Origin of the sequence: Hymenobacter canadensis (genome assembly GCF_027359925.1) — a bacterium.
Lineage (GTDB): Bacteria > Bacteroidota > Bacteroidia > Cytophagales > Hymenobacteraceae > Hymenobacter > Hymenobacter canadensis.
The window spans coordinates 3,107,887-3,122,752 of record NZ_CP114767.1 but is presented as its reverse complement, the minus strand read 5'-3'; the positions used below and the strand labels follow the sequence as shown (position 1 = coordinate 3,122,752).

Annotated in this window: 13 protein-coding genes; 7 read left to right on the top strand and 6 right to left on the bottom strand. The window is 61.3% G+C overall.

The window, feature by feature from the left end; all coding sequences use genetic code 11:
• Nucleotides 1–116: 116 nt before the first annotated feature.
• The 3 genes from O3303_RS13445 to O3303_RS13435 all read right to left on the bottom strand — a co-directional run bounded on the left by O3303_RS13445 (nucleotide 117) and on the right by O3303_RS13435 (nucleotide 4,605).
• Nucleotides 117–506, bottom strand: coding sequence for a group III truncated hemoglobin (locus O3303_RS13445; RefSeq protein WP_269558908.1), 390 nt, complete (start codon nucleotides 504–506; stop codon nucleotides 117–119).
• A gap of 142 nt (nucleotides 507–648) precedes the next feature.
• The gene (locus O3303_RS13440) at nucleotides 649–3,393 is read right to left on the bottom strand and encodes an alpha-L-rhamnosidase-related protein (RefSeq protein WP_269558907.1); all 2,745 of its coding nucleotides are present in this window, start codon (nucleotides 3,391–3,393) and stop codon (nucleotides 649–651) included.
• Between the two features lie 279 nt (nucleotides 3,394–3,672).
• Nucleotides 3,673–4,605: an EamA family transporter gene (locus O3303_RS13435; RefSeq protein ID WP_269558906.1), complete on the bottom strand. Its 933-nt coding sequence runs from the start codon at nucleotides 4,603–4,605 to the stop codon at nucleotides 3,673–3,675.
• A gap of 411 nt (nucleotides 4,606–5,016) precedes the next feature.
• Between O3303_RS13435 and O3303_RS13430 the strand changes: the two genes are divergently transcribed.
• The 7 genes from O3303_RS13430 (at nucleotide 5,017) to O3303_RS13400 (ending at nucleotide 11,456) form a co-directional block, all read left to right on the top strand.
• Nucleotides 5,017–5,730, top strand: a complete 714-nt coding sequence (locus O3303_RS13430; protein WP_269558905.1) for a Crp/Fnr family transcriptional regulator — start codon at nucleotides 5,017–5,019, stop codon at nucleotides 5,728–5,730.
• 398 nt (nucleotides 5,731–6,128) lie between these two features.
• The gene (locus O3303_RS13425) at nucleotides 6,129–6,509 is read left to right on the top strand and encodes a hypothetical protein (RefSeq protein ID WP_269558904.1); all 381 of its coding nucleotides are present in this window, start codon (nucleotides 6,129–6,131) and stop codon (nucleotides 6,507–6,509) included.
• A gap of 116 nt (nucleotides 6,510–6,625) precedes the next feature.
• Nucleotides 6,626–7,066, top strand: coding sequence for a hypothetical protein (locus tag O3303_RS13420; protein ID WP_269558903.1), 441 nt, complete (start codon nucleotides 6,626–6,628; stop codon nucleotides 7,064–7,066).
• A gap of 55 nt (nucleotides 7,067–7,121) precedes the next feature.
• A complete protein-coding gene (locus O3303_RS13415; RefSeq protein ID WP_269558902.1) occupies nucleotides 7,122–7,829 on the top strand; it encodes a carboxypeptidase-like regulatory domain-containing protein in 708 nt (235 codons plus the stop codon).
• Nucleotides 7,830–7,915: 86 nt separating this feature from the next.
• On the top strand, nucleotides 7,916–8,305 hold the full coding sequence (locus O3303_RS13410) for a hypothetical protein (protein WP_269558901.1): 390 nt from the start codon (nucleotides 7,916–7,918) through the stop codon (nucleotides 8,303–8,305).
• Nucleotides 8,306–8,519: 214 nt separating this feature from the next.
• Nucleotides 8,520–9,926: a dihydrolipoyl dehydrogenase gene (gene lpdA, locus O3303_RS13405; RefSeq protein ID WP_269558900.1), complete on the top strand. Its 1,407-nt coding sequence runs from the start codon at nucleotides 8,520–8,522 to the stop codon at nucleotides 9,924–9,926.
• A gap of 267 nt (nucleotides 9,927–10,193) precedes the next feature.
• Nucleotides 10,194–11,456 carry a S41 family peptidase gene (locus O3303_RS13400; protein WP_269558899.1) on the top strand — a complete coding sequence of 421 codons (1,263 nt, stop codon included), beginning with the start codon at nucleotides 10,194–10,196 and terminating at the stop codon, nucleotides 11,454–11,456.
• 114 nt (nucleotides 11,457–11,570) lie between these two features.
• On the opposite strand, the gene O3303_RS13395 is transcribed toward O3303_RS13400, so the two are convergent.
• The 3 genes from O3303_RS13395 to O3303_RS13385 form a co-directional block, all read right to left on the bottom strand.
• The gene (locus O3303_RS13395) at nucleotides 11,571–11,933 is read right to left on the bottom strand and encodes a hypothetical protein (RefSeq protein WP_269558898.1); all 363 of its coding nucleotides are present in this window, start codon (nucleotides 11,931–11,933) and stop codon (nucleotides 11,571–11,573) included.
• A 355-nt stretch (nucleotides 11,934–12,288) separates the two neighbouring features.
• Nucleotides 12,289–13,047 carry a suppressor of fused domain protein gene (locus O3303_RS13390; protein WP_269558897.1) on the bottom strand — a complete coding sequence of 253 codons (759 nt, stop codon included), beginning with the start codon at nucleotides 13,045–13,047 and terminating at the stop codon, nucleotides 12,289–12,291.
• A gap of 100 nt (nucleotides 13,048–13,147) precedes the next feature.
• Nucleotides 13,148–14,824: a hypothetical protein gene (locus O3303_RS13385; RefSeq protein WP_269558896.1), complete on the bottom strand. Its 1,677-nt coding sequence runs from the start codon at nucleotides 14,822–14,824 to the stop codon at nucleotides 13,148–13,150.
• Nucleotides 14,825–14,866 lie beyond the last annotated feature (42 nt).

Below are 14,866 nucleotides of genomic sequence, written 5' to 3'. Positions count from 1 at the left end.
AAAAAGAGGCTTGCCGATTGGCAAGCCTCTTTTTTGTTATGATTCAAGTAAGAAAAGCAGTGTTTGCGCTGACTGCAAAATCCGTGAAATCCGACCAATCCGGTTAAATCCGTGATTTAGTCGACGGGCAGCTCGCGGGTGCGGGAGGCGCTGAGGCGGGTGGCCATCTGGCGGGCCAGGTGCTTCGCCTCTTCGGCTTTGGAGCCGGTAAAATATTCTTCTACCGTCGAGGAAAACAGGTTCAGCCAATGCTCAACGTGGGCTCCACTCCGTGGTAAAGCCACCTGCTCTGGCAACGGCTCTCCTTCAGCAACGCCTTGGCCAAGCAGCGTGCTGCTCCAGTAGCGGTACTGCGACGTGAGATAGTGCGGCCAGTGGATGCGGGCAGCGGCCCCAAAGCTGGCTCCCAGCAGCGTGTCCTGCGTGGCTTTGTGGCACAGCATATCAACGAGCGTCTTGATGTCGCCTTCGGTCTGAATGTCGTGGCGCGGAGCAGAGGTTTGCATAGACAAAGGAGTATACAGGGTGGGCTACCAACTACGTAGCGAATTTACGCAAGTTGTAAGTCATTCGCTACGGAGCGGTGAAAATTTTATCTTTTCTCTCTAATATTCTATTAATGGGGTGTTTTATCTCACTCCTGGATCATTACTCAACTCGCACAAGCCGCAGTTGATCCAATATGGCCTCGTTTACGGCGCCGTTCATGTTCTCGTTGGCCGGGGCCAGCGTCAGGGTCAGCACTGACTTGCCGCGGGGCAGCTGCACTATAATCGGGTTGGAGTAGCCCCAGTCCGACCACTCGTTCACGCCGCGCTGCGGCAGCACCACCGTGCCCAGCAGCTGCGCGCCGAGGCGTAGCGTGCGGATAGCGCACTTGTTGCTGGTGTTGATGGGGCCGTTGCCGTTGGCGTAGCGGAAATCGAGGGCATAGTGGCCCGTCGTCGGCACCGATACGGGCACCGCGAGGCGGCGGTTCAACGTCTTACTGACTTCCACGAAGCCTTTACCAGTGTAGCCTCTGTACGCTTTAGCCGACCTAGGTGCGGCCGTCTCAATTTCCACAACCTGCGTGTAGCGGGCCGCCTCCGGCACCACCGGCTCACTGGCGAAGCTCTCGAAACCCTGGGCATCAATGGCCACCACCTGATATTCGCCGAAAGGCTGGCCGCCGGGTACGGGATAAGTGGATTCGGTGGTGCGGGCGGCAAACTGGCCGTTGCGCAGCACCTGATAGGCGCGGGCGCCCTCCACGGACGGCCACGCCAGGGCGCCGGCCGCATAACGTACAGCGGGCGTGGGCGGCGCTACGTGGTGGGTTACTTTGTTTTGCGACGAGGCCGCCAGCGGCAGATTGTTCAGCTCAATCCGGATGGTGTGGGCGCCGGTGAGGGTGGCCGGAATGGTGCCATCGGGCAGTGGCTGCCCGTCCAGCGTAATCCGGTGGTAGCCCTGGCCGAAGCCGGTCATTTCGATATCCAGCACGGCCCCCCGGTAACGGAGGTTGGTGAGCCGGCGGGTGCCCGCCAACGCCTGCGGCACAAACGGCCGGAACGTGAGCTGATCGGCCTGAAAATCCATGCCAAACAACCCCTTATACACCAGACCCAGCGCGCCCGAGAGGCTCCAGAGCATGTTGCTGCTGTTGATCTGGGTGCCGGCGAAGTCGCCGTTGCTGGCCACGAAGTTTTCCTTGTTGGTGAGAAACAGCGCCGCGGGCCGGGCCACGGCCATCAGGCTCTCCAGGAAAGCCGTTTCGTTGCCGACTTTGGCCGCTGCCAGCCCCCAATAGCTTTGCACGAAGGGCCACACGGCGTTGTTGTGGTAGGGCGGAATGCCGGAAATCTGCGGGTAGATGCACGGTACTCCGTAGTCCATAACGGGCGTGTGGGCCACCACGGTCTGCGGCCGGCTGCCTTCGGCCACGCCAAACAGCACTGCCAGTGCCTCGCCTAGCGCCTCTGCTTTCGGCGACACCTGCTGGTGCACGCGGCCGTAGCGGAACTGGCCGTAGTAACCCCGGTCGTCCAGCCACAGGTGCTGGTTGATGCCCTGTTTGATACGAGCGGCGCGGGTTTGCGCGTCGCGCGCCACGGCGGTTTCGCCCAGCTTTTCGGCCATCAAACCCAGCACGATGTTGCCCTGATAATGCGCGGCGTTGGTGCCCAGGTTTTCGCTCTGGTAGATGTCAGCGGGCTGCATCCACTTGGGGTAGGTTTGTTCGCGCCAGTCCAGAAACGACGATTCGCCGCGCACCAGATGGGTTTGCGCATCGTACGCCACCTGCTCGTCGTCTTCGATGGTGCGCCGGATGATGGGGTACACCTGGCGCAGCCATTCTTCGTCGCCGGTAGTGAGGTAGATTTCCCAGGCCGCTGTGGCCCAGATAATCCGGTCGGTGGAAACGGGGTAGGCGCCGCCGGTGCCGGTGTCCTGAATGATGCGGCCCTCGGGCGTGACTTTGCGCAGCAAACTGGTTTTGGCTACTTCCGGCTGCAGCAGCGCCTGGCTCAGGATGATGCTGTAGCTGATGTCGCGGGTCCAGACGCCGGCCCACTCCTGGCCGGTGCGGAACGTGCCGTCGGGCTCCACGGCGCGCCGGGCTTCTTCCAGCGCCATATTATACAGCGCATCGAGCAGTGGAAAATCAGAAGTGAGCTGCGGAAACGCCGATACGTCGAGGCTGGCGTTCCAGGTGCCCGCCGTGGTTTTCTGGTCGGAGTGGGCGTTGAGCACCACCGTGGTTTCGTAGATGCCGTTGCCATCGGGGTCTTTCAGCTCCAGCGACGGCTTGTTAATAAGGTTGTCGAAGTCCCAGCTCAGCGGCGCGGTGTTGCCGGCCACGAATACGTGCTTGAAATCGGCCTCGTACAGCTTCTGGCCATTGTAGAGCGTGTAGTAGCCCTGCTTGCGGAACGCCGCCAGCAGCGGCCGCAGGTCCAGCCGGATGGTGAGCGGCGTGTTGGGCGCCAGGTACTGGTTGGCTGGCACCGGCCGCTTATCTAGGTGCTGCTGCCCGAACACGATAACCGGGGTTTCTAGGGCCATGCCCCCGGCGGCCGGTAGTGCCAGAAACTGGTGGTCCTGGCCCGGCGCCATTTCGTTATCCTTGCCGTTGAGGCTGAACGTGAAGCTGATCTGCGGGCTCTGAAACGCGTTGGCCGGGCTCTGGTAGTTGCTCGTCAGCTGCTGGCGCGAGAGGGCCCGCGCCGTGTGGCGGCCCTGCACCAGCGAGTCGCGGTAGACGGTGTAGGCCGCCGACTGCCACACAGGTGCGGGAGGCGCGGCCGCCGGGGCGCCGGCAGTGGGTGAAGAAGCAGGTTTAGTCATCTGGCAGGCAGCAAGAAAGCCGAGGCCGAGCAGGAAGGCAGTGGAACAGGAAAGTCGGGACATAGTCGAAAGTAACAGGAAGCTCCCGGTGCGTGTGTCGTTGAACGATGGTTGCCGCGGCGTGGATGCCTGCCGTTTCGCTGACTTCAGTGTCAGCCGAGCAGTTGCTACCATCTGATGTCGTTAGGCCAACGGAACGGTGCAGAAACGCGACACTTCGCGTCTCGTCGTTGAATGGCCGGACCCACACATTTATAACAACCTCAGCAACGACGAGACGCAAAATATTGCGTCTCTACACCGTTCAACCGGCACCCGCAAACCGCTACGTAGCCCAGGGTTTCAACCCTGGGAATCCTGGGCCGGCCGCTTCGGCTGCCGGCCGCCCAGCACCACCAGCGCCACGGCCGCCACAATCAGGGCCGCGCCACCCAGCATGCCGGCGTTCAGGCTTTCGCCCGCAAACAGCCCGCCCAGCAGCACCGCCACCACGGGGTTCACGAAGGCATAGGTGCCTGCCAGTGCTGGCTCCACCACCCGCAGCAGCCAGATGTAGGCCGAAAACGCCACGAATGAGCCGAACACGACCAGGTAGGCAAACGCGCCCCAGGCTTTTAGTGGCACGGCGCTCAGGTCGTAGGCCGAGGCCTCGCCGTGCAGCAGGCCCGCCACCAGCAGAAACCCGCCGCCGCACAGCATCTGCATGCCCACGCCTAGAAACGGCGAGCCGGCAATGGGCTTCTTCTTGGAATACAACGAGCCCACCGACCACATAAAGGCCGCCAGCAGCACCGCCGCCACCCCAATGCCCGGGTGGCCCGGCAGCAGCACCGGCGCCGCGCTGCGCTGGCTCATCAGCAAGCCCAGCCCGCCCAACCCCAGGGCCAGCCCCAGCAGCACCTTGCCCGTCGGGCGCGCCGTGAGGCCCGCCGCCCAGCCCAGCAGCACCAGAAACATGGGCACCGTGGCTACCAGCAGCGCCGCCATCCCCGACGGAATGTACTGCTGCGCAAATACCGTGGCCCCGTTGCCGAACAGTGGCAGGCAGAAGCCCACCACGGCGGCCCGGCCCCATTCCTGCCGGCTGGCGGCGGCGGCCCCGCTCAGGCGCATGGCCCCGTATTGCAGCGTGCCCGCCAGCAGAAACCGCGAGGCCGACAGCAGAAACGGCGGCCAGGAGCCCAGTGCCACCTTCGTGGCCAGGTACGTGGAGCCCCAGATCAGGTACAGTGCCAGCAAAGCCAGCAGAATCAGGGGGCGGGGCAGGGTAGGCATAGGCAGCAGCATGAAGGCGCAAACCTACGCCCGTTTTCTGCCAGCCTGCTCCGGAGCCTGCTATTCTCAAAACAGGACTCGGGCCGAGGGCCTTAACAGGAGCGTTAAGACATTTTCTGACTGGTTACGAGAAAAGTTGTCTTATTTTAGGAAAGGCGAGAAATGCAATAGCTTTATTAGAAGTCTATTGGAATACGTATAATGCCTCTTGTATGGATTTGGGGGATGATAAAATTGAGTAGGCTCTCTTGGTGTCAGGTTGAAAACTTGTATTTTTGGGGGTTGATTTGCCTGCATTGTTGGTAAAGGCTTGCTGAAAGACTGGTATGCAGCCCTCGGCAAATAGCCCCAGAGTGGCCATCGGGATATTGCCCGATACAAGTCTGTCAATTATGTTGTAACTCCAGCAAAATGGTTCTCATATCATCTTCCGCCCCGAGTAATTGCCAGAACTGCCGCTACGTAAGCCGGTCGTTGCTGGGCACCTGCCAACTCAGCGAGCTGGCGATGCTTTCGGACAGCAAAGTATCGCAGTACTACCAGCGGGGCCAGATTATTTTTCAGCACGGCAACCGGCCGGCTGGGCTCTACTGCATTCATCAGGGCCGGGTCAAGGTGTCCAAACTGAGTAGCGACGGCAAAGAACAGATCCTGAGCCTACGCAAGGAAGGCGACGTGCTTGGGTTTCAGCCGCTCTGTACCGGCGGCCTCTACGATGCTACGGCGGTGGCCCTCACCGACTGTGTGGTGTGCCTGGTGCCGCGTCCCGACTTCTACAGTCTGCTGGAGCAGAACTCACGGTTTTCGCACGCACTGATGCGGCGGCTGTCTGAGGTGCTGAGCGCCACCCAGCAGCAGGTGCTGCACACGGCCTACAAGCCCGTGCGCGAGCGGCTGGCCGAAGCCCTGGTGCTGCTCTATCACTTCTTCCGTCCCGAAACCCCGGCCCCGTTCAGCATCCCCATTTCGCGCGACGACCTGGCCGCCCTCACCAGTACGGCCAAAGAAACGGCCAGCCGCCTGCTGTCTGAGTTGCGGGACGAAGGGCTGGTGGCCACCCAGGGCAGCCGCATTATGGTGCTGGATCTGCCCCGGCTGCAGAAAATGTGCGCGCCGCAGGAGTAGGCAGCGGTATCAGTAAGGCTGTTCTTGTTTTTCAGACCGCGCGGCGGCACCGGCTAGGCTGGTGCCGCCGCGCGCAGTTGCGGCTGGCACCAGCAAAAGGCGTTGATTGTTGTAGTTATTTAACAATCAATTAAATTATACTATGTAATTCTCATAATGATTCCCGCAATATCTGGCGTGGGAAAAGTTTAATTAAAATCATTTTCTAGCATAAGGGCAGTCATTTTTTTTAGCTGGCCAAGTCATGATTTTTGTAGAAAGCAGATGACCATGCCAGCTGGGCTGCAGCAGGCGGGCAGGGTTTTCTGACAGTACCCTTTCCATGGCTGGTATCAACTGCGTACCGGCCGGCCGGCTACTACCTCTTTCTTCCCTTTTTTTTATCTTCTCCCAGTACCATGGCTTACTCAGTCAACAACCCCGCCGGTAAAATAGTCCAGGATGTCATCACCGATCTGCCGGGCCTGGTTGCCATTGCCGTAGTGGAAGTCAATTCGGGCATGAGCCTGGCTTCGCACTCCAACTCGCCGGCCCTCAACCCCGATACCGCTGCTGCCTACAACACGGAAGTGGTGAAGCAGAAGCAGAAAGCCATGACGGCCCTGAAACTGCAGGGAGAGTCTATTCAGGATATTCTCATCTCGCTTACCAACCAGCTGCACCTGATCCGGCTAAACGATAACGGAAGCAAGTTTATCTATCTGGTCGTTAACTCCCGCGACACCAACCTGGCCATTGCCCGGGATGTGCTGCGCACCCACGCCAGCCAGCTCAACTAACCAGGCGACTTCGGCGCAGAGGCGGCAAGGCCGCCTCTGCGCCAAGCGTTTAGGGCCTTTTGGGGCGTATCGTTTATTGCTGATTTGAAGGTGTTTGCCCGCTTTTTAGGCCTATAATGCAGATTCCGTTTCTTCAACGCATACAGGCGCTGGCGGGCCCGGCCATCAACAAGGTGGTGCCGGCCGATGCCGGGCCGGCGGCGACGGCCGCCGCCACCCAGCTCCGGCAGGTGCTGGCCGGGCTGCCGGAGCTGCTTGGCGCGGCCGTGGTAGCCATCGAATCGGGGCAGGCGCTGGCTACTTACACCACTTCCCGCGAGTTCAACCTGCCCAAAGCCTTGGGCCACAACGCCGACGTGGTGCGCCAGCAGCGCCGGGCCCTGCAGGCGCTGGGCCTGCCCGCGGAGGAAGCGCTGGAAGAGATTCTGATAACGCTTCGGCACCAGCTGCATTTGCTCCGGCTATTGCCCAACGACCGTTTCCTGTACGTGGCCGTCGATTGCCGCGACACCAATCTGGGCATTGCCCGCGCCGTAATCCGCTCGTGCGAAGGCTAGCGCGGAGCCAGCGGCAGCGCTGTTTGTTTCTTCTCACCTCATCTGTTTTACGCGTATGAAACTGACTGCTTCCCCCTTCGATCCGCAAACCGGCGAGCTGCTGCCCGTCTACCGGGATGCCTACCTCAACGGCGACCTGAGCCGGTCCTCGGCCCAGGCCGTGGAAAGCTACCTGGGCCGCGACGACGACCAGGCCCACGAAACCCTGAGCCGCTGGCAGGAACTGCACGCGGCAGAGGCTGTGGCCGCGCCCACTTGGGTACAAAAGCAGGTGCAGCACATCCGGGCCGAGCCGGTGCGCTTTCGCCGGCGCGCTACCACCCTGGTAGCTTCGGCCGCGCTGCTGGGCTCCATGGTATTCGCGGGCACGCATCTGCCCACCGAGCGCACACCCACTGCCGACAACCTGCCCACCGACATGGCCGCCGCCCCAACCGAAGCGGCTACGGCAGCCGAAGCCGCCACCACTTCTGCCTCTGCCTCCCTGATGGCCGCCCGCACCATGACGGTGCGCGGCCGGATTCTGAATGAGAACGGCGCGCCGCTGGTGGGCGCCACGGTGCTGCACCCGGGCAGCCGCCACGGCGTATCTACCAACTCCGACGGCGAATACCTGATGCAGGTGCCAGCCGGTACCGCCACGCTCAAGTATGGCTACGGTGGCTACCAGGACGAAGAGCTGACCGTGCAGAAGAGCACTATTTCCAACGTAACGCTGCTGCCCCAGCAGCAAGCGAAAAAGCGCCATTGGTGGCAGTTCTAGGTGCTGCTCGCGTCCTGTGTTTGTAGTACTCCCTTTGCGTGAAACCGAAATCGTACCGAAGAAAAGCGCCCCGTCCGACCAGGCGCGTGAAACCGCCACCGCCGCCCGACCCACTTGCTGCGCAGGTAATTGAGCAGGTGCGGGTCGAGCTGCCCGAACTACTGGCCGTGGCCGTGGTAGACGTGGCATCGGGAACCAGCCTGGCGGCCCACGCCACCACGGCGGCCATCGACCCGGCTACGGCGGCCACGTTCAATGCTCAGGTGGTGAAGCTCAAGCAGCAGGCCATGGCCGAGCTCCAACTGGCTGACGAGCAGCTGGGGGATATTCTCATCACGCTGTCCAGCCAGCTTCATCTGCTGCAGCTCACACCCGACGGCCAGCGGTTTATCTATTTAGTGGTGGCGTCCGGTAGCACCAATCTGGGCATTGCCCGCGAGGTGCTGCGGGCGCAGGTGAGGCAACTGGCAGTGTAAACCTAAGCGTGCGTGCACCAGCCGCATTCAGTAGCAGCGGGCGCTAGAAAGTCCGACGCAACAGAGCTCCTTCCTCACGTGTGGGGAAGGAGCTCTGTTGCGTCGGGCCATGGGGCTGCTGGTGCGGTTGGGCGGCGTTTACATAAATTCACAGCTTCCCAAACTCCCCTTCCGTACCTTCGCCCCAGTTGATTCTCACCGAATTTGCCTTAGCATGAACCAATACGACGTTACCGTCATCGGCTCCGGCCCCGGCGGCTATGTGGCGGCCATCCGCTGCTCCCAGTTGGGCCTCAAAACCGCCCTCATCGAGAAATACGACACCCTGGGCGGCACCTGCCTCAACGTGGGCTGCATCCCCAGCAAGGCTCTGCTCGACTCCACCGAGCACTTCCACAACGCCCACACCACCTTCAAAGAGCACGGCATTGAGCTGAGCGACCTGCAGGTGAACATGAATCAGATGATTGACCGTAAGAACGGCGTGGTGAAAGCCAACACCGATGGCATCATCTACCTGATGAAAAAGAACAAAATCGACGTGCTGCACGGCGTCGGCTCGTTCGTGGATAAGAACCACATCAGCATTGTGCCCACCGGCGGCGGCGAGGCCCAGCAGATCGAAACCAAGAACGTCATCATTGCCACCGGCTCCAAGCCCACTGTGCTGCCCTTCATCGGCCAGGACAAGGAGCGCATCATCACCAGCACTGAGGCCCTGAACATCCGCGAAGTGCCCAAGCACATGGTGGTGATTGGCGGCGGCGTGATTGGCCTCGAAATGGCCTCCATCTACGCCCGCCTCGGCGCGAAAGTGTCGGTGGTGGAATTCATGGATTCGCTCATCCCGACCATGGACCGCGGCCTGGGCAAGGAGCTCAAGCGCATCCTGGGCAAAATCGGCATCGAGTTTTTCCTGAGCCACAAGGTAACCGGTGCCACCCGCGAGGGCGACGCCGTGACCGTAACCGCTACCAACCCCAAGGGCGAGGAAGTGAAGTTTGAGGGCGACTACTGCCTGGTGGCCGTAGGCCGCTCGCCCTTCACGGCGGGCCTGAACCTGGAAGCCTCCGGCGTGCAGATGGAAGAGCGCGGCCGCATCAAGGTTGATGAGCACCTGCAAACCTCCGTGCCCGGCATCTACGCCATCGGCGACGTGATTCGGGGCGCTATGCTGGCCCATAAGGCTGAGGAAGAAGGCGTGTTCGTGGCCGAAACCATTGCCGGCCAGAAGCCACACATCAACTACCTGCTCATCCCCGGCGTGGTGTACACCTGGCCCGAAGTGGCCGCCGTGGGCTACACCGAGGAGCAGCTGAAGGAGCAGGGCAAGGCCTACAAAACCGGCTCGTTCCCGTTCCGCGCCTCGGGCCGCGCCCGCGCCTCCATGGACCTCGACGGCTTCGTGAAAGTGCTGGCCGACAAAGAAACCGACGAAATCCTGGGCGTGCACATGATTGGCCCCCGCATCGCCGACCTCATTGCCGAAGCCGTAACGGCCATGGAGTTCCGCGCCTCCGCCGAGGACGTGGCCCGCATGAGCCATGCCCACCCTACCTACGCCGAAGCCATGAAAGAAGCGTGTTTGGCGGCCACCGAGAACCGCGCGATTCACATGTAATTCTGAAGCCGAAAGGCAGAAGCTGAAAGCGGCTGCAACTCCTAGGAGTTGCAGCCGCTTTTTTTGTGCTTGCATATGTGTAGAGACGCGACACTTCGCGTCTCGTTGTTGAACGGCTGGAACCGGGCAGGTATAACAACCTCAGCAGCCGAAGGCCAGCGGAGCTAACGACGAGACGCGAAGTGTCGCGTCTCTACATCTGGTCGAACGGGCTTTGCGCCGACGCATACGGGTTGTGTATTTTACAGGCGTTAATTTTTCGCCCCAATGACTATTTCATTCCGCTTCGCCTGCGGGCTGCTGCTGTTGCTCGGGCTGCCCGGCACGCTTCGGGCCCAGGCCACCCTCACGCCCGCGCAGTACCAGCAGGATTTCGACTACTTCTGGACCACCGTCAACGACAACTACTGCTACTTCGACAAGAAGCAGACCGACTGGGCCCGGGTGCGTGAGCTCTACGGCGCGCAGGTAGCCGGCGTGAGCACCCGGGCGCAGTTTGTGCGGCTGCTGGAAAACGCCCTCAACGAGCTCTGCGACAACCACGCCAGCCTCTCCACCAACCTGCCCGACTCCCGCCGCCTGGTCCCGACCGGCACCGACGTGTGGGCGCAGTTCGAGCAGGGTAAGCCGGTGGTAATGGCCGTGCGCCCTGGCTACGGTGCCGAGCGGGTTGGGCTGCGGCCGGGTATGGAAATAGTGAGTATCAACGAGGTGCCCGTAGCCCAGGCCCTGCCGCCGCTGCTGGGCCGCACCCTGAAAACCGTGGATGCAGCCGCCCGCAACTTGGCCCTGAACCTGGCCTTGGCCGGTGACCACCGCACCCCTCGCCAGCTGACGGTGCGCGCCCAAGGCCGGCTGCGGGTGCTCTACCCCGATATCCCCACCGCCCAGCTGGAGCAACGCGACGCCCGGTCGCTGCTGGAAAGCCGGCAGCTAGGCACCGTGTGCTACATCAGAATCAACAACAGCCTCGGTAACAACCGCCTGATTGCCGCCTTCGATAGCACGCTGGACGCACTGGCCAACACCACTGGCCTCATCCTGGATTTGCGTGATACACCCAGTGGCGGCAACACCACCGTGGCCCGCGCTATCCTGGGCCGCTTCCTCACGCAGGAGCAGCCCTACCAGCGCCATGAGTTTCCGGCCGAGGAACGGCAGTTCGGCATCCGGCGCAGCACGCTGGAAATTGTCTCGCCCCGCCCGCGGCCGTACACGCGGCCCCTGGTGGTACTGGTCGGCCACTGGACGAGCAGCATGGGCGAGGGCATCACCATCGGGCTGGATGCCATGCGCCGTGCCACCATCATGGGCACCGAAATGGCGCGCCTCAACGGGGCTATTACCTCATTTAGGCTGCCCAATTCCACGTTCGGCTTCAACATCCCTACCGAGCGGCTCTACCAGGTAAACGGCCAGCCCCGGGAAAACTTCGTGCCCGCCGAACGCATTGCGCCGGACCCCCAGGGCACTACCGATACAGCGTTAGATAGTGCGCTGCAACGCTTGCATGCTCCCGCCAAACGCTGAGGCGTGAGGGTAACAGGAAGTCAGTTGCCTACTCTATAACCTCTCCCTTGCCCCACAACGCCAGAAGCGGCGGCAGTTCCAGGAGCTGCCGCCGCTTCTGGCGTTGTGGGGCCGTTACCATTCGCGCCACTCCGACGCCAGCCCTTCGCCGTCGCCGTATTTCTCGGGCTGCAGGCCACAAGCCAGCGTAATGGTGTTGGTCAGTTCGCACAGCTGTTCCCGCTCGCCTGTTTCAATCATGTCTTCTGGCAGCTCATTCGTCGCCTCAATGGCCTGCTGAAACAAGGCTACTTTCTGTTTTTCCGAGGCTTGCTCACCACACGCAATTAGGTCGGCAATGAGCGTATCGAAAATACGTTGGGCCGCGTCGCAGTTCTCCGGCGTGTATTGCTCCAGGCCGTTGTGGTAGGAGGCACGCCAGGCAGCGAACGTGTAAGCGTGTTTAGTGGCGTTCAGGTTTTCGGCGTAGGTGGGCATGTGTGCGGGAGTTGAGTTGGACGATGCAGAGCGGCTATCCGGGGCTTGGTGGTTGGTGGAGGCAGTAGAATCATCTTGCGGCGAGCAGGCACCAACGCAAAGCAGGAATAATAAGAATGGAAGTTTCATAGGCCATTAGAGTAAAATATCCTCTGCGCCCTCCCTCGGCTGCGCCGAGTGAGCCCCACGCCCCAGCAACTATGCTGCGCGCGTCTGCCAAATCTGCGCCAGCAATGTGGACGGATTCGGGGCACAGCCCCTCAGGCGTAAGCCTCACTCGGCACAGCCGAGCGGGTGCGTGGCAGTAACTCCCGGGAGTTGCCGTCGCTTTTTCGGTATTAGAGTGTGTGGCCAGCTACCACAAACCCAGGAAGCCCTTCTTTTTGGCCACGTTGGGACGGGCTATGTCTATCACGTCGGAAATGCCGGCTTCATCGAACTCATCGAGCAACGCATCGGTGCCCTTCTTCATTTTTAGCTCCATCTCTTCCTTGTAAATGGGGTACAAGCAGTAGAAGTGGATGGTTTTTTCGTTTGTTACGCGCAGTTCCCGGAACTCCTCCGGTAAGCTGATAGAAGGCAGTAGCAGCATGCAGCCCAGTTTTGTATCAGCGGCATAAGGCTCGGCTTGTTCCCCGTTCGGGATGGTGTGGCCGGACCCTAGCCACGTGTGATATTCGTGTGGAAAACGGGCAATAAACTTCATCCAACCGATGGGCCAGTACGCTTCGTCCGTTGGGGTAGAGTCTGCCTGCCCAACGTCTGACAGGGGCCAGGTGCTGGGAAGGAGGATGCACAGTTCTGCATACGCAGGGCATGCCGGATCAGCGGGCACAGTCATGGGCAGGTCGCTCATGCCGGATGTGACCAGCGTGTAAAAGGGAAAATCCTTGGTGGGAGCCACGATGTGAACGTCCAAGTGCACTTTGTCCGAGATAAGCTCGTGAAAAACCCCGGTGACAGGGCCAACGTGCTGTTCGATGTGCCTCGAAATAGCCTCAATAGAATCCTCGTCGCCGGATGCCAGGCTAAACGGTTCGGGTTCTACATTTTCGTAACGGTAAATGGGTGCCCCGGAAGACGAATTCTCTGGTTCGATTTCCTGCTCTGACATAGTGGGTAGCGTAAAGTGAAAAGAGAAGAAAGGAAAGCACGTTGCCCGGTTGCTGACAGGCTACCCGAGAAGGGTAATTGTAAAGAAGGAGGGCAGTTAATCAGGTCTTCTGCACCAGCTTAAACCCGTCCTTCGTCACTTGGTACTGCTGGCCCTGGATGGTGATGGTTTCGCCTTCCAGTAGCTTGCTTAGATTCTCGATGTCGCCCTCAATGGTGTGGAGGCTGAAGCCGTGCTTGCGGGCCAGGGCGAGGTATTTGGGGTTGATGTAGTCACGGACGCCGCAGAGGATGATGCGCACGTGAGCGGTGGTGTTTTTGAGGAGTTTGGTGTCGCGGGGGAAGGTGTAGTTGTCGGCAATTAGGATGAGCTCGGCGGAGTCGGGGGCGGCGGCCAGTTGCTGGGCGTAGAGCAGGGCTTCGGCGTCGTTTTCGGGTGCGTCGCCGCCACCGCCGGCCTTCATGGTTTCAATCAGCTTGGCTTTGATGGCCTCGTAGCTGGCGCTTTTTACGTGGTAGAGGCCGCCGGTTTTGCCCGTGCGCTTGTCCTTGTCGGGCTGGTCGTTGCCGTCGTTGAAGAATACAAAGGTTTTCTCGTCTTCGAGGGCGCTGAGCTGCAGCCAGGCCAGCAGGTCGAAGGTGTAGGGGAACATGCTGCCCGTGGCGTCGGTCACCACTAATTCTTTGCTCCATTCGGGGTGGCGCTGCATTACGCGGCTGACCACGTTGGCATCGGCGGGCAGGGGTATTTCCTCAGTGGCGGCAGTATCGGCGGCGGCCAGCAGCTCGCCTTTCTTGGTGATGCGCGCCTCGCAGTAGTCGTTTTTGTGCTGCTTATTTTTCTTCTTCAGTAGCACCCGGTAGAGCCGGGCCGCCGAATCGGGCAGGGCAAAGTTGGTGAAGCCCATGTCGGCCTCGCCCAGCAGCTGAAACGGCCCCAGCGGCAGCCGGATAACGCCCTTGGCGGTGAAGGGAAACATCTTTCGGTTGATGGGAAAGCCCGAGGCGAAGGCCACGCTTTGGCGGATGGCTTCTTCCAGCTCGGCGGTACACACGGGCCGGGCCGTGGGCAGCACCTGCACGGTCCGGATGGTGCCGTCGGCGGCCATGGTCAGCTGAAACTTTACCACCTGCGCCTCCCGCTGGGGGCATTTGTAGAGGCGGCGCAGGCTGCGGGCCATCTGGCGGTTGGTGAAGCGGCCGGCGGGCAGGTTGCAGGCCACCTTTTTGCCCTGTGTTTTCTTGCTGGCTTTGGGGCGTTTCTTCTCCAGCAGGCGCAGCTTGCGCGTGAGGCTGTCGAGGTCGGCGCGGCTGGTGGCGGCGGTGGCGTGCCGGGCCACGTACACCACGAAACCGTGGAAAAACGGCTGGCACTCGATGGGGCTTTTGCAGCCCGTCTGCTCCACCAGCGTCCACGTCACCGACTCGTCCTGCAGCAGCCCCGGCACGGCGGCGGCCAGGTTGCGGATGCGGCTCAGGTTGAGCTGGCGCTGGTTGAAGGTGGGGTTGAGTTTGAAGGCCGTGTACACCAGGTCGATGCGCACGATGTGGCGGCTCTGCAGATTCAGGGCCCGCAGGTCGGCCCCCGAAAACGTGGACGGCAGCTGCAGGGCCTCCAGGTCGGGCAGGGGCTGGTAGCGGGCGGTGCGGTAGGCGTTGAGCTGGTCGTAGAAGGCATTCAGCTCCGGATCGGGCGGAGCAGTCTGGGCCAGGGCCGCGGAGAGAAGCAGGAAAAACAACAGGCCACTGAGCAGGCCGCGCCGGAATAAAGGAAGCATAGCACGATAAAGCACGGGCAGCACCAGGCCGCTCCCGTAAAG